This is a genomic window from Nostoc sp. DedSLP04 (assembly GCF_034530775.1).
Taxonomy (GTDB): domain Bacteria; phylum Cyanobacteriota; class Cyanobacteriia; order Cyanobacteriales; family Nostocaceae; genus Nostoc.
Genome location: NZ_JAVRCL010000034.1, coordinates 44,886 through 70,187 on the forward strand (window position 1 = coordinate 44,886; position 25,302 = coordinate 70,187).

Annotated in this window: 14 protein-coding genes and 1 pseudogene; 6 read left to right on the forward strand and 9 right to left on the reverse strand. The window is 41.0% G+C overall.

Going from position 1 to position 25,302, the window contains the following annotated elements; genetic code table 11:
• Nucleotides 1-26: 26 nt before the first annotated feature.
• Nucleotides 27-329: pseudogene (locus tag RMX89_RS19850) on the reverse strand (cupin domain-containing protein); the annotation flags it as partial.
• 209 nt (nt 330-538) lie between these two features.
• Here RMX89_RS19850 and RMX89_RS19855 point away from each other — a divergent pair.
• Together RMX89_RS19855 and nifH are read left to right on the forward strand one after the other, a co-directional pair.
• Nucleotides 539-1,522, forward strand: coding sequence for an AraC family transcriptional regulator (locus RMX89_RS19855; RefSeq protein ID WP_322690144.1), 984 nt, complete (start codon nt 539-541; stop codon nt 1,520-1,522).
• 1,234 nt (nt 1,523-2,756) lie between these two features.
• Nucleotides 2,757-3,650 (forward strand): nitrogenase iron protein, encoded by an 894-nt coding sequence (gene nifH, locus RMX89_RS19860; protein ID WP_229464468.1) that lies wholly within the window; start codon nt 2,757-2,759, stop codon nt 3,648-3,650.
• Nucleotides 3,651-3,819: 169 nt separating this feature from the next.
• Here the strand turns inward: nifH and RMX89_RS19865 are convergent, their stop codons facing one another.
• Together RMX89_RS19865 and RMX89_RS19870 are read right to left on the reverse strand one after the other, a co-directional pair.
• A complete protein-coding gene (locus tag RMX89_RS19865; RefSeq protein WP_322669940.1) occupies nt 3,820-4,116 on the reverse strand; it encodes a hypothetical protein in 297 nt (98 codons plus the stop codon).
• Between the two features lie 228 nt (nt 4,117-4,344).
• Nucleotides 4,345-6,441 carry a TonB-dependent receptor gene (locus RMX89_RS19870; protein WP_322690145.1) on the reverse strand — a complete coding sequence of 699 codons (2,097 nt, stop codon included), beginning with the start codon at nt 6,439-6,441 and terminating at the stop codon, nt 4,345-4,347.
• Between the two features lie 541 nt (nt 6,442-6,982).
• Between RMX89_RS19870 and glgX the strand changes: the two genes are divergently transcribed.
• Complete coding sequence (glgX, locus tag RMX89_RS19875; protein WP_322683642.1) at nt 6,983-9,109, forward strand: glycogen debranching protein GlgX; 2,127 nt, start codon at nt 6,983-6,985, stop codon at nt 9,107-9,109.
• 76 nt (nt 9,110-9,185) lie between these two features.
• Here glgX and RMX89_RS19880 read toward each other — a convergent pair whose 3' ends face one another.
• Nucleotides 9,186-9,740, reverse strand: a complete 555-nt coding sequence (locus RMX89_RS19880) for a hypothetical protein (RefSeq protein ID WP_322690146.1) — start codon at nt 9,738-9,740, stop codon at nt 9,186-9,188.
• 12 nt (nt 9,741-9,752) lie between these two features.
• Nucleotides 9,753-10,667 carry a hypothetical protein gene (locus RMX89_RS19885; RefSeq protein WP_322690147.1) on the reverse strand — a complete coding sequence of 305 codons (915 nt, stop codon included), beginning with the start codon at nt 10,665-10,667 and terminating at the stop codon, nt 9,753-9,755.
• A 310-nt stretch (nt 10,668-10,977) separates the two neighbouring features.
• On the opposite strand from RMX89_RS19885, the gene RMX89_RS19890 reads away from it, so the two are divergent.
• Complete coding sequence (locus tag RMX89_RS19890) at nt 10,978-11,604, forward strand: Uma2 family endonuclease (RefSeq protein WP_322690148.1); 627 nt, start codon at nt 10,978-10,980, stop codon at nt 11,602-11,604.
• A gap of 11 nt (nt 11,605-11,615) precedes the next feature.
• On the opposite strand, the gene RMX89_RS19895 is transcribed toward RMX89_RS19890, so the two are convergent.
• The gene (locus tag RMX89_RS19895) at nt 11,616-12,539 is read right to left on the reverse strand and encodes a tetratricopeptide repeat protein (RefSeq protein WP_322690149.1); all 924 of its coding nucleotides are present in this window, start codon (nt 12,537-12,539) and stop codon (nt 11,616-11,618) included.
• Nucleotides 12,540-12,870: 331 nt separating this feature from the next.
• Nucleotides 12,871-13,206 (reverse strand): cytochrome c6 PetJ, encoded by a 336-nt coding sequence (petJ, locus tag RMX89_RS19900; RefSeq protein WP_322670045.1) that lies wholly within the window; start codon nt 13,204-13,206, stop codon nt 12,871-12,873.
• 873 nt (nt 13,207-14,079) lie between these two features.
• Between petJ and RMX89_RS19905 the strand changes: the two genes are divergently transcribed.
• On the forward strand, nt 14,080-19,695 hold the full coding sequence (locus RMX89_RS19905) for an AAA family ATPase (protein WP_322690150.1): 5,616 nt from the start codon (nt 14,080-14,082) through the stop codon (nt 19,693-19,695).
• A 184-nt stretch (nt 19,696-19,879) separates the two neighbouring features.
• On the opposite strand, the gene RMX89_RS19910 is transcribed toward RMX89_RS19905, so the two are convergent.
• Nucleotides 19,880-20,374, reverse strand: coding sequence for a GNAT family N-acetyltransferase (locus tag RMX89_RS19910; protein ID WP_322690151.1), 495 nt, complete (start codon nt 20,372-20,374; stop codon nt 19,880-19,882).
• A gap of 162 nt (nt 20,375-20,536) precedes the next feature.
• The gene (locus tag RMX89_RS19915; RefSeq protein ID WP_322669931.1) at nt 20,537-21,709 is read right to left on the reverse strand and encodes an RpoD/SigA family RNA polymerase sigma factor; all 1,173 of its coding nucleotides are present in this window, start codon (nt 21,707-21,709) and stop codon (nt 20,537-20,539) included.
• Nucleotides 21,710-22,514: 805 nt separating this feature from the next.
• On the opposite strand from RMX89_RS19915, the gene priA reads away from it, so the two are divergent.
• Nucleotides 22,515-25,160 carry a primosomal protein N' gene (gene priA, locus RMX89_RS19920; protein WP_322690152.1) on the forward strand — a complete coding sequence of 882 codons (2,646 nt, stop codon included), beginning with the start codon at nt 22,515-22,517 and terminating at the stop codon, nt 25,158-25,160.
• Nucleotides 25,161-25,302: the final 142 nt, after the last annotated feature.

Below are 25,302 nucleotides of genomic sequence, written 5' to 3' on the forward strand. Positions count from 1 at the left end.
TGAATAGCGATGTGCGTCATCGCCGTGGTTGCTGTAGCACCGTGCCAATGCTTCTCACCCGGTGAGATCCAGATTGCGTCACCCGGTCGAATTTCCTCGATCGCGCCACCCCAGCGCTGTACAAGACCACAGCCAGCCGTCACGATCAAGGTTTGTCCCAATGGGTGCGTGTGCCATGCTGTCCGAGCGCTAGGCTCAAATGTGACACTGGCTCCAGACGTGCGTGCTGGATCGTGCGCCTCGAATAGGGGATCAATGCGGACAGTGCCGGTAAAATAATCAGCCGGCCCTTTGGCAGAAGGCTGTGAGCCACTTCTTTTGATGTCCATTTTCTTAATTCCTTCACTTGATGTAATTTTTGTGGCTAGGAGGCAAGCCTCTTACCCAATCAAAACTGAGTTTTTTATTAAATAAAAATCCAGAATGCTTATAAGAAGCCGAAATCATTTTTCATTGCTTTAGCTTCATTCTATGAATCTTGAAGAACAAGTAATAGGACGATCGTCTAAGATCGTTGTACAATTCTGCAAACTTAAAAATGAACGCTGCCAAAACGAGTGAAAAGCCCGATCGCGATTTAATGAACGACTTGCAGGCAAAGCGTGAGGCAGACAGAGCGCAAGCCAATAGAGACGAACTGAAAGAGCGGATTGCACACGCGATTGGTCATGATGGGACGATTGAGCCGCTCAAAGGTTTGCACTTCAACCGCGCCTCTTCGCCTTCGGAATGCGTTCATAGTGTCTCTATCCCTGCGTTTTGTGCGATCGCTCAGGGCAGCAAAGAAGTTCTTTTGGGTAGCGATCGCTATCAGTACGACCCAATGCATTATCTGCTTGCTACGGTCGAACTGCCAATTATCAGCCAAATTCTGGAAGCCTCCAAGGCGCAACCGTTCTTTAGCCTTCGCCTCGATCTTGACCCCACTCTTGTTGGCTCAGTGATGGTCGAAGCAGGGCATCCCTCATCGCGCAGCCGTGCTGATGTGAAAGCGATTGATGTAAGTCCGTTGAATGCAAATCTGTTGGACGCTGTAGTGCGGCTCGTCAGGCTTTTAGATTCCCCTGCTGAAGCTCATGTTCTCGCACCACTGATTAAACGGGAAATCATTTACCGACTCTTGATGGGAGAGCAAGGTAATCGGCTCCGTCATATTGCAGTTCTGGGTGGCTACACCTACCACATCGCCAGAGCCGTCGAGCGACTTCGTAAAGATTTTAACGAACCGATCAAGATTGAAAGCATTGCACGAGAACTGGGAATGAGTGTATCGGGCTTCCACCATCACTTTAAATCTGTCACTGCCATGAGTCCCTTGCAGTACCAAAAGCAACTGCGGCTCCAGGAGGCTCGCCGTCTGATGCTGGGGGAAAAGCTTGATGCTACCAGTGCTGCCTACCGCGTGGGTTATGACGATGCCTCGCATTTTAACCGGGAGTACAAGCGGCTGTTTGGTGCGCCACCGATGCGCGATGTGGAGCGGCTGCGAGAAGCTACTAGGGAGACTACTAGTTCAATATGATGACAAAATTTTTGACTGCAAAAATAAGAATTTATGTTTTCTTTTTCAAACATTAGTTTTAAATACTTTTATCAAATTTCCAAAAGTATCTAACTGCACATATTGGCTAGGATAAATAATTTCATTAACTAGTTAATAACGAGGGTGTAACCTATGACTATTAAAGGTTATAAGAATAATCTTATATTAAATAGATAAATAATTTTAGATTCGGCAAATTAATTAGTGGGATGTATGTTATGGTTTTTATAGGAATCAAACAAGTGAAAACACAAAAAGACTTCAAGACAAGTTTGAGGCAAACTCAAGAAAGTTTTTTTGCTCTGGTAAGTCCCCTTCAATTCGCTACATCTTTTTTTAACGAAAATCTAAAACTAGATTGAGTAGGATAGTAGCCTTTGTAACAACTTGAAGTCAATCAAAATTTATCTGGGTACGAGCCAATAAGAGTTGGCTAACCTAGCTAGAGCATTACCCGCCAAGGCAATTACTCTTGGAGTCTGGGAAGAAAGACTCTTAGTACAGCCTGACAATTCAATAGAAATACAGAATATTTACTAACTTCGTCTTGCGGAAGTAAACGTTTTCAACCGCAAACTAAGTTGAAGCAGTTGCTGACTTTTGGAACGAAAACTTCAAGCAGAATGGTGTCTTTCCATAATTTCTAGGAATTTAGCCATCTGTCAAAAATCACCAAGATATTATCTAAGCCGAAGTATCAGATGTTGTCTGTGCAGATATTATATTACTGCACTGCTAGCTACCACTTTTAGGCTGGAATTTATCTTGCTGCATCAATCACGAAACGAGAAGCACTATAGATTTTCTTGGTTACTTGACATCAGCAAAATCAGACAAGTTGTAGCAACCATTTAAGAGTGGATTGCAATTTGGTTGGTTGTGTGGTTCAAGGAATAAATCTGCGTTCATTTGAATTCCTACTGCAACCACTCTTGAGGCTTGAGCAACCATTTGGGATTCGTTGCAACAACTGATAATGCTGAAGTCATAGTTTCAAAGGCTTTGTTATTAAGAGATTAGATTTATCTATCTCTTAAGCCATCGCTTCGTGGGTAAATATGTTCTGATTTTAACTGCTTTTGCCAGGATGCGATGTCTAGCGACAAGTCGCTACGCGTCTACGCCAATAGGCTCTACTTCCCTACGACGCCAAGGGTAAACAACTACATCAAGCTTACGACTCATCAATTAAATCATTGTAGGAAACACAACCATGACTGACGAAAAGATTAGACAAATAGCTTTCTATGGTAAAGGCGGTATTGGGAAATCTACTACTTCTCAAAATACCTTAGCAGCAATGGCTGAAATGGGTCAACGCATTCTAATTGTTGGTTGCGACCCTAAAGCTGACTCTACCCGTTTGATGCTACACAGTAAAGCTCAAACAAGTGTTCTGCAATTGGCTGCTGAACGCGGTGCTGTAGAAGATATTGAACTCGAAGAAGTAATGCTTACTGGTTTCCGCGATGTACGTTGTGTGGAGTCTGGTGGGCCTGAACCTGGTGTGGGTTGCGCTGGTCGTGGTATTATTACCGCTATCAACTTCTTGGAAGAAAACGGTGCTTACAAAGATGTTGATTTTGTAAGTTACGACGTTTTGGGTGACGTTGTGTGCGGTGGTTTCGCTATGCCTATCCGTGAAGGTAAGGCACAAGAAATCTACATCGTTACCTCTGGTGAAATGATGGCGATGTATGCAGCTAACAACATTGCTCGTGGTGTTCTCAAGTATGCTCACACAGGCGGCGTACGCTTGGGTGGTTTGATTTGTAACAGCCGTAACGTTGACCGGGAAATCGATTTAATCGAAACCTTGGCAAAACGTTTGAACACCCAAATGATTCACTACGTACCTCGTGACAACATTGTTCAACACGCAGAATTGCGCCGGATGACTGTTAACGAGTACGCGCCTGATAGCAATCAAAGTAACGAATATCGGATACTAGCTAAAAAGATCATCGACAACGACAAACTCGCCGTCCCCACCCCCATTGAGATGGAAGAGTTAGAAGAGTTGTTGATTGAATTCGGTATTCTTGAAAGCGACGAAAATACCGCAATGCTAGTTGGTAAGTCTGCTACTGAAGCACCCGTAAAGTAGTATCAATTAAATAATGGTTTAGGGTGGGCTGTTGCCCACCTTTCCTCTAATTTTTGCATTTCTTTGTTTGAATCCTTAATAGAAATATATAGCGATCGCTCGTTCCCTGCAAGAAGCCGCTACGCATTTATATAGAAGAGATATTTCCAGATTTGAAAGCTATACATCCCTACTCCCAAGTGGAAACATCTCGCAGCAAATTAGGAATTTCTCCTTGAGATAAGGGAAACTCTAGTAAAGTTTCTCTAATACCCAAATATCCCGATTCAGCAAACGATAAAAGCATTCGTGAAAGCGCTAGCCAAACCTCCGGTTCGTATTCCCAATCACGATAACGTGAAGCTTGACCAGCTATTGAACGTAATGCCCAAAAATAAGAGTTTCTTACCACCGAACCACCTTTTTTAAACTCTGGCAAATCTTCGTGGTGGATAAAAAGTATTTTATTTTCAATTTTGGCTCTCATAACAATTTTAGATTTTAGATTTTAGATTTTAGATTAAAATAAATTTTAAGTAGGGCCATTATGGCTTTAGCTTAACGCACTGTGTTGTACGGTGGTGCCTTACCTTTACTACAAAAATACTGTCAAACCTAACATTCTATCCTTATAGGAAAGTGAGATTTTCCAAATCATGTGACAAGATATAAGAATGTAGAGACTTCGTAATGATAAAATCTCTACATTGAATACCTAAAAGTTGGCGTTTAAACCCAGACGAAAAGTAAATCCAGGGCTATATATGCGATTAACTCGCTCATATTGCTCATCCAGTAGATTTTCTAAGTAAACTGTTAGTCCTAAATTGCTAGTTAGAGGTATACGCCCGCTCAAATCTAAATTCACGAAAGACGGTGCAAAATCTGTAGGCTTGTCATTAGAGTTAGCAAAGATGGATCTGCGAGCGCCACTATTGTAGGTAACATACAAGTTAGCTTGCCAACCTGAATTTTCATAACCTACACCAGTTTGCAGTACAGAGTAGGGAATTAAACCTAGTTGTAAACCTTTCTCTGTCCCTGTTTTTATTTGAGCATCTGTATAAGTATAGTTGAGGAAAGTTGACCAGCCAGTGGCAATTTTTAATTGCAATGCAGCCTCTAAACCATTGGTATCTACTAATCCAATGTTTGCCCATTTTCCGGCAATGACTCCCAAGCGATCGCCTATACTACTACCAAAGTAAGTAAACTGTCCAATCAGATTTTGAGAAAAATTAACATCGATTCCTGCACTCCAAGTAGAGCCAGTTTCTGGTCTTAAATCAGGATTAGGTGCCCAACCATGAACTGTATCATAAACATACAACTGATCTAACCCAGGATTGCGTTGTGCCCCTGCCCAACTTCCACGCACTGCTATTAATGGTGTGACGGCGTAACGTAACCCAACACTAGGGTTGAGATAATTTCCAAATTGGCTGTCAAAGGTTTGCCTTAGCCCTAAATCTATCAGAAAGTTATCGCTAATATTCCAAGTATTGACAGCAAATAAAGCTGTATTGAACAAACTCCGATCTTCCTTTTCGTTTTCGACAATCCTAGTAGGATCTGTACTCAAAACATCACCGATTAAATCGGTGTTTTTCAAATCTAATCCCCAACGCAATTTATTATTCGCAGTAATTTTCCACTCATGATCGACTCTGGCTGTGAGTTGTTGTGTATCTAAAGACCCTCTACGATAAAATGATACTCCTGTAGGGCCATAGGTGCTAAAATAATCTTGGTTATAACCAATTGAGGTTGTAAGATTAGAGCTTTCCCCATTACCTAGTCGAGTTTTCCAAGATAAGCCAATATTTAAACCATCGTGGTCTAATCTATCTCTTTGGAGAGGAAACCCAAAATAAATTAAGCCACGACGACTGCTGAGTGCAGTAACATCTAAATTCAAAGAATTTTTTTGATTTAAATCTACTCCAATGCTACCAAAATAGGTACTTGTAGCTGTGTCTGCATTTGATAAAAATCCCTGTTCGTCACGATTTGCTGCACCTACAGGAACGCGGTAACGGTTATCTGTAAAGAATCTTTCAAAGCTAAAGTTGTATTTGACTTTATCGGATGAACCACCATAAGTCACTTGTTGATTATTTAAACTCAATGAGCCAAATTCTGCACTAGCGCTCAATTTAGGTTTGCCATAACCTTCCTTGGTGATAATATTCACAACTCCTCCAAAGGCTGAGGAACCAAATAAAGCGGAGGCTGTGCCGCTATATAATTCGACTCGTTCAATCGCCTCTACAGGAATGCTATTTAAATCAGTTCCACCATGATAAATGTTCACATTAGTGTTAATTTGTCTACCATTAATCAAAAATACAGATTGATTAATTGAGGCTCCCCGATAGTATGTACCTGTGTGAATATCTGCACCATGACCGACATCATTGATTGCAAAACCAGGCATTCTTTTCAAAATATCGGCTAAACTTGCAGCACCCTGCTTCTTAATTTCTTCTCGATCGATTACGTAAGTTGGAGTAGATTGGGGTAGGTTGTCTGGTTCTGCGATCGCTTCTATCGAAATGTCTGCATCATCGCTCGGAGTTTGCTCTGTTTCTGGCTGAGTTTCTTCTGAATTAACTTCAATCGGTACAGATTGTTGAGATAATAATTCGGCATTAGTGGCGGGTAGCTCAATTTCACTCAAACTCGGAATATCTGAAATAACTTCGGTTGATTTATTAGTATTTCTCTGCTCAATTTCACTCTCAACAGCATAACTAGGAGATGCTATCAGTAAAGGTAAAGCAACTGTTAGCAACAAAAAATCCTTTTTCACGTTCTCTTTCACACCAAGTAAAAACAGTCACTACGTAGCATTGTTGCTGTAATAGTAAAATCGTGTCAAAAGACACGCTGTCATATTTCTACAGACCGGATGAGACTATTTGTCAATTTACTATGTGTTCAACTCTAGAGCGATCGCATTTAAAGAAGGTAGAACGGGATTTGACCTAGATGATTTGGAGCCATGTAAAGAGCCGTACCTTGCAGGAAACTGTGGCAACAGTGAGGGTTTAAAACCCTTGCTCTTTACCGTTAGCGCATCCTAACGCAGGCATCGCTTTACTGAAGCAGATTGCGCGGCGTGTCGCAAACAGCGCAGTTTTCCTTCAGTCTGTTGCCCTCTACATTAATTTTTCCCACTTAAGGAATAGAGATTTTATTACTAATGATAGAGTCAATAATATTATTTTGAAGTTAAATTTGAGTGTTATTGACTTCTAAAGAATTATTAGTAACTCTTAGATTTTAACTAATTATTCAAAAAAGTTGAAGTCAATAATATTTGCCGAAAAACTAATATTCAAGATTTATTTATGTATGTAGCTTTATGGCCGGGAAATGTATATCCTTTAGGTGCAACTTGGGATGGTAAAGGAACAAACTTTGCTTTATTTTCGGAAAATGCAACAGGGGTAGAGCTTTGTTTATTTGATAACGATGACGAAGAAATCCGCTTGCCTTTGACAGAAAAAAATAATTTTGTTTGGCATGGTTACTTACCAGGAGTTGGCCCAGGTCAAAAGTATGGGTTTAGAGTGCATGGGATGTGGGCACCGGAAGTTGGTCATCGATTCAATCCAAACAAACTATTAATTGACCCCTACGCTAAGGCAATTGACGGTGAGTTTAGTAACGATCCAGCTGTCTTTGGCTACTCTCTAGACGCTGAGGAAAAAGACTTAGTTTTTTCTGAACTAGATGATGCCAAAATAATGCCCAAGTGTGTTGTGGTGGATCAATCTTTTGATTGGGAAGGCGATAAACTGCTTGCTACACCTTGGTATAGAACTGTTATTTATGAAACTCACGTCAAAGGTTTTACTAAACTACACCCAGCTATTCCAGAAGAGTTGCGCGGCACCTATGCCGGATTGGCACATCCTGCTGCAATTCAACACTTACTGCAATTAGGAATTACAGCAGTAGAGTTGATGCCAGTACATCATTTTTTATCTCATCCGGGACATTTAGAAGGAAAAGGATTAAGCAATTACTGGGGCTACGATTCCATCAACTATTTTGCTCCCTATTCTAGTTACAGTGCTAGTGGGACAGCGGGAGAACAAGTCGCTGAATTCAAGCAAATGGTCAAGGCACTACATTTTGCCGGAATTGAAGTGATCTTAGATGTAGTCTACAACCACACTGGCGAAGGAAATCATTTCGGACCAACGCTGTCTTTGCGAGGTATTGATAATTCTGTATATTACCGTTTGGTAAAAGACGATCCTCGCTACTACATGGATTTTACAGGCTGCGGTAACTCTCTGAATGTGCGTCATGCTCAAGTTCTGAAGTTAATCATGGATAGCCTGCGCTATTGGGTAACAGAAATGCATGTAGATGGCTTCCGCTTTGATTTGGCCTCGGCGCTGGCGCGGGAACTATATGAAGTAGATAATCTATCAGCTTTCTTTGATATTATTCATCAAGACCCAATCTTGGCAGATGTGAAGCTGATTGCTGAACCTTGGGACTTAGGAGAAGGCGGCTATCAAGTCGGGAACTTTCCACTGCGTTGGTCTGAGTGGAATGGTAGATATCGGGATACAGTCAGAGATTTTTGGCGTGGTGTAGATGATAGTTTAGGACAATTTGCCTACTGTTTTACCGGTAGCCCCGATCTATATCAAACAAACGGGCGCAACCCAAATGCAAGTATTAATTTCATAACTGCTCATGATGGTTTTACGTTAAATGATTTGGTTAGCTACAACGAAAAGCATAACGAGGCAAACGGGGAAGACAGTAGAGATGGTGAAAGCCATAACAGATCCTGGAATTGTGGTGCAGAAGGCGAAACCGACGATCCAGAAGTAATGCGTTTGCGCGAACGGCAACGACGAAACTTTTTAGCAACCCTAATGCTATCTCAAGGTGTCCCAATGCTATTAGAGGGGGATGAAATTGGCTGTAGTCAAAAGGGAAATAATAATGTCTACTGCCAAGACAATGAGATTTCTTGGCGGCATTGGGATTTGCACAAAGCGAACTCGGATTTATTAGACTTTACACGCGAACTAATTAATTTTCGCCATCAGCATCCAGTATTCCGACGACGTAAGTGGTTTCAAGGCCGTCCCATTCACGGTTTAGGTATCAATGATATTGCTTGGTTTAATTCTGATGGCAGTGAAATGACTGAGCAGCAGTGGCTAGTTAGTTATGCCAAAGTAATGGAGATTTTTTTGAATGGGCAGGGAATTGCTACTCCAGGCGATCGTGGTGAGCGGATTATTGATGAAAGTTTTCTGATATTTTTTAACGCTCACTACGAGTTAATTGAGTTTGCTTTACCCGATGACTTTAAAGAAAAGGTATGGGAGATAGTAATTGACACTAATGAACCTCGCTTTTTAGATCGGGGAAAATTAGTTTCCGGCTCTCAAACTGTACCAGTTTCAGATCGCTCTCTGATGGTGTTACGCCTTATTAGTTAGCAGTATGAGGAGAAAAAATACTCAATTTTATAGAAAGAAAAATATATTTTTCTTTCTATAAAGTTGCTAGAATGCCTCAATAATTTTTACTCGTAACTCTAATTAGAAAACGCAGAGCTTCATTTACTGCTTCCGAATTAGGAAACATTTCTGCAACATCAGGTTCTAAAAAAACTGTCAATTTTTCAATATTATTAAATTTATATTCACCTTTGATCGTATTAATGTCTACCAAACCCTGATTTGATTGAGGTTTATTCTGAATTGTGATTGTTTGGGAAGATGCAGCATTTAATTTATTAGCTAGTGATTCCCAACTAGTAACTTTCAGATTAAAGTGAGCCTTTGCATCCCGTAATGTTTTAAACTGTTGCTTCAGAAGATCAATAGTGTAAATATGCTTTTGATATACCTGTTTCTCTACATTTAGGTCTGACTCAACCATATCAACTACTTCATTAATAAGTCGGTCATGATTTTCGGCAATTTGAGCAGCAGCGCCTAAAATTCGAGAAGTTGCTGTTATCTGTACATCAGTCTCTTGTTTCAGGCGATCGGCAATACTGCGAATTTGATCTCCCAGCCTCGCTTTACCTTGTTTTTGCGTGGTTGGTAGTGATTTTTTGTTCATAGATATGCTTGTTTATTCAGAAAGTATGTCTTTAATTGCCAGCCAGATGCGTTTAAATTTTTGTACTAAATTCATAGGATTGTTAGTTGTTTCTTCTTCCACCGAATCAACTAGAGATTGAATTCTATCCATACGCTCTGCGACAACATAAAGATTATTTACTGCTTCATCCTTACTTGCTAAAGAGTCACGCAGTAGCACAACCATCTGGGCAATTTCTCGTTTTAGTTTTTCATTCTCGGCTTTCCGGCGAGTTTCCCATCCCTTAATGCTAGCTTTGGAACGACGCTCATGCTTGAGTTCTGACTTCGCCTCATTGTATAAAGTTAAATACATTTCTCGTTCAGAGTTTACTGACTCATATTTGGTAAGCAATTCAGTTGCTCTAGCTTTTTCTTCATTGTAAAGGCAAAGTATATGTTGATGACTTTGTTGTTCATCAACATATAAATGATAATTTTGAGTGACTTGTTCTTTTAGCTCATTAGCTTCGAGTTGGCAAGTTTGGATCTCTCGCTGATGAACATGAACTAGCTGTGATATTTTCGCTTTTTCTTCGTTGTAGAGGTAGAGCGTCTTTTGATGATTTTTTTGCTCATCAATATAGAAGCGATAGTTTTGAGTAACTTGCTCTTTTAGCTCATTAGCCTCGATTTGGTAAGTTTGAATCTTTTGCTGAACATGAACCAGTTGTGATGCAGCTTCCTTTACACGTTGTTCTGCTTCATCGCGTTGAGATGTAGCTTCCTCATTTTCTTTTGCACGTTGTTGCCATTCATCGCGTTGAGATGTAGCTTCCTCTAGATTGGCGCGAACAGTCATCAATGACTGTTTAAGTTCATGATAAGAAACTGGTTCTTTTTGTCGTGAGCGAGGATTATTAACAGCGTTGATATAATCACGACCTCTGCGATTTGTGCTTTTCATTATAATAATTTAAGTTCTTATCTGAGCATTTTTGATATTTAAGTATATTGAGTTTAGCCGAGATGAACTTATTGAAGTGTGATCTCAGTTCTACTGGTAATATGATCTGACTCTCGATTGAGATATGTTTTATTATGTCTCAGACGCTTAAATTTCCAGACGTGCGATCTTCAAGGGCTAGAGATATTGGTCTTCATAAGCAAGCTAGGTTCCAAAAGGCCAAAGGTAATAAACCTCAAAGCCTCTTCCCTTATAGCAATTACAATTACGTTAGCATTGATAAAACTGGACACTTCGCAAACACAATAGAATGATTCAAACCTTACGTAAACTAGTTACATTCGATGAATTCGTTGCTAAATATCCAGACAACACAGGAAAACATTATGAATTGCATGATGGAGCAATAGTCGAGATGCCACAACCCACAGGCGAACACGAACAGATTATTGTATTTTTAGTTCAAAAATTTATTCTAGAATATAGTCGCATCAGCCTACCTTATGGCATCCCGAAAACAGTATTAGTGAAACCGCCTGAAAATGAATCGGCTTACTCACCAGATGTGTTGATATTAAATCTCCCTAATTTGGTAAATGAACCTTTGTGGAAAAAAGAATCTACTGTAAGCCTTGCGGAATCAATACCTTTAGTAGTTGAGGTAGTGAGTAGCAATTGGCGTGATGATTATTTAAAAAAAGCTGCTGATTATGAGGCTGTAGGCATCTCGGAATACTGGATTGTAGACTATGCTGCTTTAGGCGGTAGGCGATTTATTGGCAACCCCAAACAACCAACAGTCTCGCTTTTCACTTTAATTGAGGGAGAATATCAAGTCAGCCAGTTTCAAGGTAGCGATCGCATTATCTCACCTCTTTTCCCAGAATTAAATTTAACCACCGAACAAATTTTTCAAGCTGGTGGATACCCTGTATAGCGCTGACAGTATTACAAAAGAGCGATTTCTGTTACAGACGAAATTTGTTGTCGCAGATTCTTCAGTAAATCTAAAGTTTTTTCGTAGGCAACTCTCTTTCCTTGGTTTTCAAAGTACTCGGATGCTTTTTGTAAATCAGATATAGCTCCTAAATGATATCCTAAGCGATACTGAGCTACTCCCCGATTAACATAAGCTTGACCATTACTGGGATTAAGTCTGATGACTTGCGAAAAATCACGCACTGCACCCAAGTCATCTCCATTTCGGCCGCACACACAAGCCCGGTTAAAGTATGCTCTATAATCGTTAGCATTGAGGCGAATTGCTAGATTAAAGTCGAGCATCGCAGCTTGGATATCTTGCAAGACAAAATGCGCTAAACCTCGGTCATTATAGATATCTGCAAGCAGTAAGCTGCTGATTCGAGGAATTTGAGTTAGGGCTAAATTAAAGTCAAGAATTGCCTCTGAGTCTTTCCCATCACCAGCACGGGCTAGCGCTCGGTTGTAATAGGCTCGAAAATCGGATGGTTTAAGTGTAACGGCTCGGTTATGATCGACAATGGCAGCTGGATAATCCCCTTGTCTGTAGTGTGCTACTCCCCGGTTCAGATAAGCCTCGAAGTTATCCGGTGCAAAATTTATCGCTTGAGTACAATCTGCGATCGCTTGATGGTAATCTTGTAATTGCAGATAAGCAAGACAGCGATCGCTATAAACGACAGCCAAATCTTTCTTAAGTTCAATCGCCTGGTTGAAATTCTCTATTGCTTCCTGATAATCACCGCGCCGCATCTTATCTACACCCAACTCTAAGAAATCACCCGCTATTATTTGGGTAATTAAAATGGGTGAAGAATGTGCAGGTAAAGTCAAAAAAGTCAGAGGAAAAGCAATAATTATACTGAAAAATAATCGCCAGAAATTACTCATAATACCAAATGAGGATAGGTAGTATTGTTTGATATTTTTGGAACAGTCTTTTTATAAAGACTATTAATCCAAAATCCTAAATTGGTATATGCATCCTGTTTGATAATTGCGGTAACTCTAAGAGGATGTCTGAGAAGTATTAAATATTTCGTCCGATCCCCCCTAGCCCCCCTTGAAAAGTGGGGAAAACTTCTAAAAGTCCCCCTTTTTAAGGGGGATTTAGGGGGATCTACAAGTCTCGAATACAACACTAAAAAGTTTTCAGACATCCTCTAAGATTAGCGGGACAGAAAGCCCCGCCAATTGTTAATTTTTGAAGTTAAATTTTAGTCTACTTCCAACCATTATCTGCTTGTGAAAGCACATAAGCCGCTACATCTTCAATTTGGTTAGACTTCAAACGTTTGCCGAAAGCGGGCATAGCATTTTTACCTTTTGTAACCTGGGAAATAATCGCCTCTGCTGAGTACAAACCATTCTTTTGCAAAGCCTCCTTCTTCAGGTTTTTGTCAGCTTGAACCAAATTCTTTCCTCCTGCGTGACAAGAGGCACAATTGGCACTAAATACTTTAGCTCCACTAGCAGCATCTGCTGCCAATGCTGGACTACTGAAGGCAAATGTGAAGATTGCTATGCCTAACAGTATGACTGTAATCATTTTTTTCATTTCGTGTTCTCTCTGCAATAACGGCTTATTCGGTGCAATATCCTCCATAATTGTCAGTTGAGCCGCTGCCATAGTCAAATGACAAGCTGTCAAACTTAGCCCAAAAATTTTTGAAATTTTGCTTAATAAAAATTTTCAATTACGTCTGTAATTGCATCATGAAGAATTCTGCGTTGATTCCCCGTTCTATGATTAAGATATCCGTAAGCAACTGCCACTTACAATACTTTGCAGGAAGTGTTTTTAAAATTTCACCATGCAATCCTAAAGATTATAAACCTGGAGTTATTTAAGTATATTTTATAATAATGAAATGCTGAAAAAACTTATATTTTACGTATTGATATAGTAATTCAGTTTGATTACCGAATTTACTTACGTGGGCAGCAAACAGGAAATAGGAAAAAAGGCATAGCTGCGTACTGAGTCTATCAAATAGGAGTCCTAGCTCGCTAAATTATAATTATGAAAATTTAGTAAATTCTACTGATTACCATAAAACTACTGCAAGAACCCAAATTTATTTTTCGTGCAGATCCCTTAGAGGATGTTTAAAAAATCGTAAAGTATGCCAGAAATACCGCTTGCATTTTTTTTCCCATTGGCGTCAGCCTATCATCAGACAAGCAAACAGAGGTTTTTAAACCCTCATTTAACCCACATTTACTTGTATGGAATGGGGTAGAAAGGTTAAGTTTCCGAGGCTTAGAAGTTACCAAAAATACTTTTCAAACATCCTCTGAGATTAATGGGATAGATTCAACTATAGTCGGTTGATTTAGCTCGATCGGGTTTCTCAATTTTTACTAATGAATTGTGATAATTCAAGTTAATTAGGGAAAAATAAACTCAGGTTATCCAATAGCAACTTTTATGCTAGAGAATCGAGTCGATGTTCCCGGCTATCGAATTGGTGAGAGAATTTACACCAGCAGTCGCACTCTGGTTTACCGAGCTTTGCGAGAGAGCGATCAAACTGCTGTTGCGATCAAACTTCTTAAAAATTGTTATCCCAGTCTGATTGAGTTGGCTCAATTCAAAAATCAGTACACAATTACGAAAATCTTAAATGTTCCTGGGGTTGTTCGGATCTATAGCCTGGAAAATTGTCATAATCGACCCGCTCTGATCTTAGAAGACTTTGGCGGAATTTCTTTGAAGGAGTATGCTGACACTTGGAGACAGGGATTCAGAAAGGTAGCAAGTGAGGAAAATATCTCACGCTTTTGTCCTGAGTTTTTGAGCGAGTTTTTACAGATTGCGATCGCACTTGCTGATATCCTGGCCGATCTCTACCATCACCAAGTTATCCACAAGGATATCAAACCCGCCAATATCCTGATAAATCCGACTACAAAGGAGGTTAAACTCATTGACTTTAGCATTGCTTCATTGCTACCAAGAGTTAACCAACTTTCAACCAGCCCGACTGTTTTAGAAGGAACCCTCGCCTATATCTCCCCCGAACAAACCGGACGAATGAATCGGGGAATTGATTACCGCACTGACTTCTATTCTCTCGGAGTCACTTTCTATGAACTCTTAACTGGGCGATTACCATTTCAATCCGATGATTTGATGGAATTGGTGCATTGTCACATAGCGAAACAACCACCACTTTTAGGGAATAGAGAAGAGATTCCTCAAATTCTCTGTGATATCGTCATGAAACTGATGGCGAAAAATGCTGAAGACCGCTATCAGAATGCATTAGGGCTAAAGCACGATCTGCAAATTTGTTTGGAACAATTGCAGGAGAGTGGAAATATCATCCCATTTCAGCTAGGGCATAAGGACGTTTGCGATCGCTTTACAATTCCCGAAAAACTCTATGGACGGGAAGCAGAAGTGGCAATGCTACTAGCAACCTTTGAACGGGTGCGCCAGGGAACTTCTGAAATCATTCTGGTGGCGGGTTCCTCTGGTATTGGGAAAACGGCAATTGTCAACGAAGTTCACAAACCGATCGCCCGTCAGCGCGGATACTTTATCAAAGGCAAATTCGATCAATTTAATCGGAATATTCCCTTTTTTGCTTTGGTGCAAGCATTCCGGGACTTAATGGCACAACTGCTGACAGAGAGCGATGCTCAAATTGACCAGTGGAAGACCCAAATTTTATCTACATTGGGTGAAAGTGGTCAAGTGATTATTGAGGTGATTCCAGAACTCGAACGAATCATTGGCAAACAGCCCTCTGTGCCGGAATTATCGGGTACTGCTGTCCAAAGCCGCTTCAATTTGCTATTTCAGAAATTCATTCAAGTATTCACAACTCAAGAGCATCCCCTGGTCATTTTCCTCGATGATTTACAGTGGGCAGACTTGGCTTCTCTAAAACTGATGCATCTGTTGATGAGTGAAGCCAATAACTCTTATTTGTTAGTGATTGGAGCATATCGAGATAATGAGGTTTCTTCTGCACATCCCTTGATGTTGACCATTGAGGAGATGCGTCAAGAGGCGATTACAGTTAGCAGTATTGTCCTTTCTGCCCTTACCGAAGCCGACCTAAATCAACTGATTGCAGATACGCTGAAATATTCAGCAGAACAAGCAATTGCGATCGCCAATTTGGTGTATCAAAAGACCAAAGGTAATCCATTTTTCACGAACCAGTTTCTCAAATCGCTGCATGAAGATGGACTGATCGCCTTTGCCAGCAGAACAGGCGATTGGCAGTGCAATCTTGCTCAAATCCGGGCGCTTTCTTTTACAGAAGATATTGTAGAGTTTGTGGTGCTGCAACTCCAAAAATTGCGATCGCAGACGCAAGATGTTCTCAAACTGGCTGCCTGTGTTGGCAATCAGTTTGATTTAGAAACCCTATCGATTGTCTATGAAAAATCTCCAGCCCAAACCGCAGCAGATTTGTGGCCAGCTCTCAAGGATGGATTAATTTTGCCCGGTGGTGAAGGGTATACATTCTTTCAGAATGAGTCTGTTGTCATAGATGATTTGACAAACGATCGCGGATCGATAACTATTACCTACAAATTCTTCCACGATCGCATTCAACAAGCCGCTTATTCACTAATTCCGGCCAACCAAAAACCAGCAACTCACCTGAAGATTGGTCAATTGCTGTTGAGTAATACCCCGGAAACTGAGCAAGAATTGCTGATTTTTGAAATTGTCAACCAATTGAATCTTGGCAAAGAACTGATTGTATCTGTGCCCGATCGCGATCGACTGGCACAACTTAACCTGATGGCAGGAAAAAAAGCTAAATCTGCTACATCTTACCAGGTAGCAATTGAGTATTTAACTACCGGGATTGGTTTATTGAGATCCGACTGTTGGCACACTCAGTATGAATTGGCTCTAGCACTGCACGAATCAGCCGCCGAAGCTGCTTACCTTTGTGGTGCCCACGAACAGATGGAGCAATTGGCTCAAACAGTAATGCAGCAAGCCAAAACTCCACTAGATCAAATCAGCATTTACGAAACCCAAATTCAGGCGTATACAACTCAAAATAATGTAATAGGCGCGATCGCGATCGCTCGCCAGGGAATGAGTCTGTTCGGCGTGGTTTTTCCCGAAACATCTACCCCTGAAGATATTCAGCAAGCCCTTCAGGAAACTGCTGCCTTAATTAACGGGCGTGATATTGCTTCCTTGGTTGACTTACCCCTGATGACGGCAAAAGACAAGCTGGCTGTTAACCGAATTGTGGCAAACGTTGCTCCAGCCGTTTACACCGCCGAACCAAATCTGTTTCCCCTAGTCATCCTGTCACAAGTCAAAGCATCAATTCAGTATGGCAATGCTCCATTTTCTGCCTTCTGTTATGCCGCCTATGGCATTCTGTTAAACGGAATTCTCCAAGATATTGAAAAAGCCTATCTCTTTGGCAACCTGGCTTTGGCATTAACTGACAAATTTAATATTACTGACATCAAACCTACTGTATTTTATGTTACGGGTGCTTTTATCACCTATTTGAAGTCTCCACTACAAAAATCTTTACAGCTGATCCTGGAGGGCTACAAAATTGCTCTGGAAACTAGGAATGTATATTACGTTGCCTTCAATACGAAAGACATCTGTCAGTATTCTTATTTTTTGGGACGAGAACTGAAATCGTTAGAGGAAGATATCCGCGCTTACTGTCACGTTTTGGAAAATTTTAGGCAAGACATGGTTCTTAACTACTGCCGTGTCTTTTGGCAAACAGTTTTGAATTTGCTCGGCAAGGCTGAAAATCCCTGTATTTTAACGGGTGAGGTACTTGATGAAGCAAAATTTTTGACTCAAATGCATAATGCGAATGACTTGGTGGGGCCTCACTACTTCTGGCTACACAAGTTAATTCTCTGTTATTTGTTTGAAAACATCTCGCAAGCAGTGGAAACAGCTGCTCAAGCTAGAGTTTATCTAGTTGCAGGCACGGGCTATGCTACTGTGCAGATGTTTTATTTTTATGATTCATTGACGGCTCTGGCAGAATATTCTACAGCTACGGGCGATCGCCGAGAAATATTACTGGAGCGGGTGAGAGAAAACCAGGAAAAAATGAAGACATGGGCGCACCACGCACCCATGAATTATTTGCACAAATTTGAACTAGTGAAAGCCGAAGAATGCCGAGTCTTGGGACTGATGGCGCAGGCTGTGGATCTTTACGATCGCGCGATCGCTGGGGCAAAAGTCAATGGATACATTCAAGAAGTTGCCCTCGCCAATGAATTGGCTGCCCGATTTTACTTGGAATGGCACAAAGAAACGTTGGCGTACCACTTTGTAGAAGCAAGCTACGCGCACCGTTCCCCAGGAAAGCACACGGAAGGTATGGCTCAAATTTACTTGATGAATGCCTATTACAGTTACCTAAAATGGGGAGCTGTAGCCAAAGTCAAACAGTTGGAGAGCCAATATCCGCAATTCTTGGCTATGAGCCTTCAGGAGGAGGAAAATCCTTCTACAGACCTTAGCCTCACCACTACAATCGGATTCACACACACTAGTTCCAGTGGGACTGAAGCGTTAGATTTAGTAACGGTGATGAAAGCCTCTCATGCATTGGCTGGAGAAATTGAGTTAGAAAAGCTGTTGACAACCTTGATGCAGGTTGTAAGCGAAAATGCCGGGGCTGAAAAATCAGTAATTTTGCTGCTTCAAGAGGATAATTGGGTGGTTGCAGCTCAAAGAAGCAGCAAAGCGATCGTCGAAGAGGAGCGATCTATGCCTTTGCATGAAAGCCTTGGGGGAAATCTGCACTCATTGCCTCTTTCAGCCAGTCAGGATATTCCTAAAACGGTGGTGAACTATGTATCGCGTACTTCCGAAACCTTAGTGCTAGATGATGCCCGCAAAGAAACCACCTTTGCCAACGATCCCTATATTATTCAATGGCAACCTAAAAGCTTGCTATGTACGCCTATTCACAATCGCGGCCAGATCGTTGGCATCCTATACCTAGAAAACAGTTTGACGACTGGAGCCTTTACCCAAAACCGTCTTGAAGTTTTGCGGCTGCTCACAGTACAAGCTGCCATCTCGCTGCAAAATGCCATGTTTTATAACAATCTTGCCGTAGCAAAAGCCCAACTAGAGGATTACAGCCATACCTTGGAGCAAAAGGTAGAGCAGAGAACTTTTGAGTTGAATGATAAAAATCAGCATCTCTCGGAAACTTTAGAACAACTGCAACACACCCAAAGCCAACTGATTCAAACTGAAAAAATGTCTTCATTGGGGCAAATGGTGGCAGGTATCGCTCACGAAATTAACAACCCGATTAACTTTATCTATGGCAACGTCACCTATACCAATGAATATTGTCAAAATTTGCTGCACTTGGTCGATCTGTATCAACACTACTATCCTCAACCATTTGCTGAGATTCAAGAAGAACTAGAGGCCATAGATTTAAACTTCCTCAAATCTGACCTCCAAAAATTACTGCAATCAATGAAACTAGGAGCAGATCGCATCCGCCAGATTGTTCTTTCTCTCCGCAATTTCTCGCGCCTGGATGAGGCTGAAATGAAAACTGTCAATCTTCATGAAGGTATTGACAGCACCTTGTTAATTTTACAGCACCGTCTAGAAGAGAAAACATACCGCCCCGCAATTAATGTGATTAAGGAATATGCCCAACTGCCTGAAGTAAATTGCTACGCCAGTCAGATCAATCAAGTATTTATGAATATTCTTAGCAATGCTATTGATGCATTAGATTCATTATTCACAACTGAACATACACAAACAAAAATCCCCACCATCGAAATTCGTACCAAAATGACTGAGGCTGATACAATAACCATTCAAATTGTAGATAATGGGTCTGGTATGTCTGAAAAGGTGAAGCAGCATTTATTTGACCCATTTTTTACAACAAAACCTATTGGCGCAGGAACAGGCTTAGGATTATCGATTAGCTACTCTATTGTAGAAAAACATCGGGGACGACTAAGTGTAATCTCGGAGCTAGGAAAAGGAGCAGAGTTTTCCCTCTCTATCCCATCAAATTCAGTAAAGTGAAAAGTTCTAAGATCGGGTTTGGCACGTCAGAGTAATGGCATCTCAATCAAGCTTGACTTTTTGTAATTAAAAATTAAAAATGTAATTTTTTACAACACAACCTATAATTTAACAGTATCTTTTTCCCTGAGAAAAATTTAAAGATAAAACAAGACAATTTTTATCTTGTTTCATCTTTAAATTTTTATTTAACAGAGCCTAACTGAATAAGCGCATGTTCTGTAAGACGGCAAATTCGCCAATCATCTAATATAGAGGCTCCCATACTACGGTAAAATGCTTGGGCTGACTCGTTCCAATCTAAGACACTCCACTCTAATCGCCCACAATCACGTTCTACAGCTATCTGAGCGACTTTAGTCAACAGAGCCTTACCAATACCTTGCCTACGATATTCTGGTAAAACAAATAAATCTTCCAGATAAATTCCCGGCTTAGTCAGAAATGTTGAATAATTATGAAAAAACAGCGCAAAACCAACAGCTTGACCCGCAGATTCCGCTAATATTGCCTCTATATACCTTTGCGAACCAAATAAATGCTCCTGAAGTGCTAGAGCATTGCCAGTAACAGCGTGAGATAATTTTTCATATTCTGCAAGTCCCTCAATTAATTTAAACAATACGCTGCAATCGGCTGCTTGGGCAAAACGCACAATCAAATTGCTATCCGAAGTCATTCGTCTATAGTCCATAGTTTATAGTCCATAGTCTATAGGCAACTGGGCAATTTTTTTGAGTATTGACTAAATAAGAGCCGAAAAACGCTACAAAACGCTTGATTTTTGCGAATTGCAAAGCTAATTAAGTTTCAGATTGCATCTCTATCTTGAGCAATGTAGTTAAATCAACCAACCTTTTAAGCGTTTGGCTATGTGAGGACGGCGCAATTTCCGCATGGCTTTGCTTTGAATTTGACGCACTCGCTCGCGAGAAAGATTGAACATATTGCCAACTTCTTCTAAAGTGCATGGTTCGCTGGTTGTCAAACCATAACGCAGAGAAATCACATCTTTCTCTCGTGGAGTTAACACATCACCCAAGACTTCCCAAATCTCCTGACGCATCATGTTTTCATTCATTTTTGCTTCAGGAGACAAATTATCTTCATCTTCTAGCAAATCCATCAATTCCGTGTCTTCTTCTTTACCGACGCGGTGGTTCAGAGAAAGTGCTTGTCGCCGTAGCTGTTGTAGCTGGCGTAGTTGTTGCACGCTAATCTCTAAATATTCTGCCATTTCACCTTCGGTAGGATTACGACAGAGTTTTTGTTTGAGTTCCCGTTGAGCTTTTTTTAGCTTGTTAAGCTTTTCAACAATATGAATCGGTAGCCGAATTGTTCGCGCATCGTTAGCGATCGCTCTGGTAATCGCTTGTCTAATCCACCAATAGGCGTAAGTAGAAAACTTATATCCTTTATCGGGATCGAATTTTTCTGTAGCACGATTTAAACCCATTGCTCCTTCTTGAATTAAATCCAGAAAAGGCACTCCCCGATTTAAATATCGCTTGGCGATAGACACTACCAATCTCAAGTTAGAGCGAATCATTTTGCGTTTTGCTACTCTTCCTTGATACAAGCGATTTTCTAGTTGCTTTTCCGTCATCCCTAACTCAGAAGCCACTTCTAATTTGCTAGCTTCATGTTCCAGTTTTAACTCTAAAGCCGCTTGTATTTCTCTAAATTCCTCTATAAACCTAACTCGCCGCGCTAACTCTACTTCTTCATCAGCTTTTAAAAGCGGATAACGTGCCATTTCTTTAAAAAATGCGCCGACAGCATCATCATGTTCGGTTTTGTTGTATCCTGAAGGACGAGCCGCCGCCATGTCATCTCCATCGCGTTCGTCCGATTCCAGATTTTCTACTACAATTGGAGATTCTTCTTCTGCCACTGCATTTAAACTATCGAGTGATGGTTCTTCGATATCAGCAGCATTCTCCAGTATTTCCATTTTTCCCAATTCAACAATATTCATATTTTCCTTTAGGGATTGTTGCTTTGTTTGGTACATAATTCATTTACACCTACTCGTTTGAGGCTTGGTAGTTTTCCCTAATGGACGATGCACCCGTAAAGAATAGCGAAATATAAGCTGATGCTAATTTATCTACAGAAATAAAAATCGGCATTTACCTAGTATTTATAGGTTACATTTATATACAACCTATAACGAAACTGACCTTAGCACCCAATAAAACTTTTTTTTAGATTCCCAACAGATATATTCTTCATTTTTTTCGGAATTATCAAATATGTCAAACCCCCCTCAAACTTTCTCAACCTTAACAAATATAAAAATTTCAGCTAATCATCCAAATCTCTTAAAGTTTCATATATTTTTCTAAATATTTATAATGTTTTAGGCGCTGGAGTCCACTGTAAAAAAGGAATACCTACTAATGGGTTTACGCATTCCCGATCTGATTTCCAGTTACCTACACAATCCAAATTACAAGAGTAAGAGCTTAATTTCGATCCGATATTACTTTGTATAAAAGCATCTCATATACAGAAAGGGTTGAATATCTACCGATAGGCGGAAAAAGGCTACTCCATATTTAGTAGATAGAGTAACTGTTGCAGCAATAGCCGACATGCTTTTATTTGTATAGTGGGCACCAAATATTTATTGCATATATAGTTGATACGAATTTGTCTAGTAGATTACATAAGAGGAAAATTATCAAGTATTATGAAGAATAACAGTATTGAGAAATACCATTTAAATTTAAGAAAGCGAAAAACTAAAGTTTAGTTAGCTAGGTTGATTTTGACCAGCTATGTGAAGGAAATATTTAATTATAAAATCAGCAAGTATGTATATTAATGACATAAAAATATCTCCTTTAGTGGTAAGTGAACCGAGTGAATCATATAAGTCAGGTGAAACTGTTAATCGGTGGGTTGAAGTATTGGTAGACTGTCCAGGAAGTACAGGACTATTTACTTATCGATTGCCAGCCCAGTTAGAAATCAAACCAGGGGATATTTTGAGCGTGCCATTTGGGGCGCAACAATTAGGAGCGATCGCGATTCGATTACTGGCACAACCCAATATCGATTTACCACCAGAAAAAATCCGGGAAGTAGAAGATATAGTCAGCGTTGGATTTTTCCCAAGTGCTTATTGGGAATTACTCAACCGAGTTGCTGCATATTACTATACGCCATTGATTCAAGTAATCCGGGTTGCTCTGCCGCCAGGGTTACTGGGGCGATCGCAGCGTCGTATCCGCCTGGTTGGAGGGAGAGGGGCAGGGGAGCAGAGGGGCAGGGGGGCAAAGGGGAGTAGTTATTTACTGGGATCTGCCGATCCTTTAGCTTTTTTGACTCCAACTGCGCGGCAAGTTTGGGAACTTTTACAAGGGCAACCAGCGGGGGACTACAGTTTTGTTTACCTGCAACAAAAAGTCAAATCTGCTTATCGGGGAATTCGGGAATTATTGCGATTTGGTTTAGTAGAAAGCTACTTAGAACCACCACGACTAACTCGACCAAAATTGCAAAAAGCAGTTACGCTCACAGGTACAATTGACCAAGAGTTAACTACTCGCCAACGAGAGATTTTAGAAGTGCTGCGGCGGCGTGGTGGCGAGTTATGGTTAAATGAGTTCTTACAGATTTGTAAAACAACTACCCCTACCCTGAAAGGGCTAGAGGAAAAAGGCTACATCGTCATCGAAGAACGGGAAGTTTTGCGAACCGAACAAGGCCCAACTTTAGTAGGCGATGGTGCTAAATCTTTAACTACAGCTCAAGCTAGTGCCTTAGCGACAATCCAGACATTAGATGAATTTGCTCAAGTTTTATTGCATGGGGTGACAGGTTCAGGAAAAACCGAAGTATATTTGCAAGCGATCGCACCTCTCCTCAATCAAGGTAAATCTGCCTTGGTTTTAGTCCCAGAAATTGGACTTACACCTCAGCTAACCGATCGTTTTCGCGCCCGTTTTGGTAATAAAGTTAGCGTTTATCACAGCGCCCTCTCAGATGGTGAACGTTACGATACTTGGCGACAAATGCTTACCGGAGAACCCCAAGTTGTCATTGGTACTCGTAGCGCCGTTTTCGCCCCTTTGCCCAACTTGGGTTTAATTATTTTAGATGAAGAACACGATAGCAGCTTTAAACAAGATTCCCCCATACCCACCTACCACGCTCGTACTGTTGCCCACTGGCGAGCCGAATTAGAAAATTGCCCTTTGGTGTTGGGTTCCGCTACGCCTTCGTTGGAAACTTGGGTAAGCGTGAGGAGGCAGGGGAGCAGGGGAGCAGGGGAGCAGGGGAGCAGAGGGGCAGGGGGAGAATTCGTAACTCCTCACTCCTCACTCCTCACTCCTAACTCCTCACTCAGCACTCAGCACTCAGCACTCAGCACTCATTATTTAAGTTTGCCTGAACGCATTAATTCTCGCCCTTTACCGCCTGTGGAAATTGTCGATATGCGGCAAGAGTTACAACAGGGAAATCGTTCTATATTTAGTAGATCGCTGCAAACAGCTTTAGAGGAGTTGCAAGAAAGAAAACAACAGGGAATTTTATTTATCCATCGCCGGGGACACAGTACTTTTGTTTCTTGCCGCAGTTGTGGATATGTGTTGGAATGTCCGCACTGTGATGTGTCGCTGGCGTATCACCACACCGAAGAAAAAGCGCCAGAATTATTGCGGTGTCATTATTGTAACTATGCGCGATCGCACCCCAAATTTTGCCCTGATTGTAGTTCCCCTTATCTGAAATTTTTCGGTAGCGGTACTCAACGGGTAACGCAGGAACTAGCAAGGCAGTTCCCAGAGTTGCGCTTGATTCGTTTTGATAGCGATACCACCCGCAATAAAGGCTCCCATCGTACCTTACTTACTCAGTTTGCCAACGGCGAAGCAGATTTGTTAGTCGGTACGCAAATGCTCACTAAAGGTTTAGATTTACCACAGGTGACACTTGTGGGTGTTGTCGCCGCCGATGGATTACTAAATTTATCAGATTATCGCGCCAGCGAACGAGCGTTTCAAACCTTGACTCAAGTCGCTGGACGTGCTGGTAGAGGTGAAGATCCCGGTAGAGTGATTGTGCAGACTTATACTACAGAGCATCAGGTAATTGCAGCAGTGCGATCGCACGATTATCAATCTTTCTCTCAAGCTGAATTGGAACAACGCCAAGCACTCAATTATCCTCCATACGGGCGGTTAATTTTGTTGCGTTTGAGTAGTCTCGACCCGATTCAAGTGCAAAATACAGCGCAAGTTATTGCTACAGCCTTGAGTACAGAAGAAGAATTTGAGATATTGGGCCCAGCACCAGCGAGTGTTTTACGAGTAGCTAATCGTTATCGCTGGCAGATATTAATTAAATTTGCCCCTGATGCTTTACCGCGATTACCAGATTGGGAAGAAGTGCGATCGCTTTGTCATTCATCTGTAAGTTTAACTATTGATGTAGACCCGTTAAATATTATGTGATCGTTATGCGTAGGCGTAGCCCGTCGTAGACATCGTAAATTACTACCCCACCCAGTTGCACACTGATAAATAAAGCTGATTTGCTTAGTAATTAAGTTAATCTCTGCATAATCCACCTTCAGATAGATGAGTGAATTAAAAT

What these genes read in the sequence shown, in the direction of transcription:
- RMX89_RS19855 (WP_322690144.1), top strand. Translation starts at nt 539, where the DNA reads ATGAACGCTGCCAAAACGAGTGAAAAGCCCGATCGCGATTTAATGAAC.
- nifH (WP_229464468.1), top strand. Translation starts at nt 2,757, where the DNA reads ATGACTGACGAAAAGATTAGACAAATAGCTTTCTATGGTAAAGGCGGT.
- RMX89_RS19865 (WP_322669940.1), bottom strand. Translation starts at nt 4,116, where the DNA reads ATGAGAGCCAAAATTGAAAATAAAATACTTTTTATCCACCACGAAGAT.
- glgX (WP_322683642.1), top strand. Translation starts at nt 6,983, where the DNA reads ATGTATGTAGCTTTATGGCCGGGAAATGTATATCCTTTAGGTGCAACT.
- RMX89_RS19880 (WP_322690146.1), bottom strand. Translation starts at nt 9,740, where the DNA reads ATGAACAAAAAATCACTACCAACCACGCAAAAACAAGGTAAAGCGAGG.
- RMX89_RS19885 (WP_322690147.1), bottom strand. Translation starts at nt 10,667, where the DNA reads ATGAAAAGCACAAATCGCAGAGGTCGTGATTATATCAACGCTGTTAAT.
- RMX89_RS19890 (WP_322690148.1), top strand. Translation starts at nt 10,978, where the DNA reads ATGATTCAAACCTTACGTAAACTAGTTACATTCGATGAATTCGTTGCT.
- RMX89_RS19895 (WP_322690149.1), bottom strand. Translation starts at nt 12,539, where the DNA reads ATGAGTAATTTCTGGCGATTATTTTTCAGTATAATTATTGCTTTTCCT.
- petJ (WP_322670045.1), bottom strand. Translation starts at nt 13,206, where the DNA reads ATGAAAAAAATGATTACAGTCATACTGTTAGGCATAGCAATCTTCACA.
- RMX89_RS19905 (WP_322690150.1), top strand. Translation starts at nt 14,080, where the DNA reads ATGCTAGAGAATCGAGTCGATGTTCCCGGCTATCGAATTGGTGAGAGA.
- RMX89_RS19910 (WP_322690151.1), bottom strand. Translation starts at nt 20,374, where the DNA reads ATGACTTCGGATAGCAATTTGATTGTGCGTTTTGCCCAAGCAGCCGAT.
- RMX89_RS19915 (WP_322669931.1), bottom strand. Translation starts at nt 21,709, where the DNA reads ATGTACCAAACAAAGCAACAATCCCTAAAGGAAAATATGAATATTGTT.
- priA (WP_322690152.1), top strand. Translation starts at nt 22,515, where the DNA reads ATGTATATTAATGACATAAAAATATCTCCTTTAGTGGTAAGTGAACCG.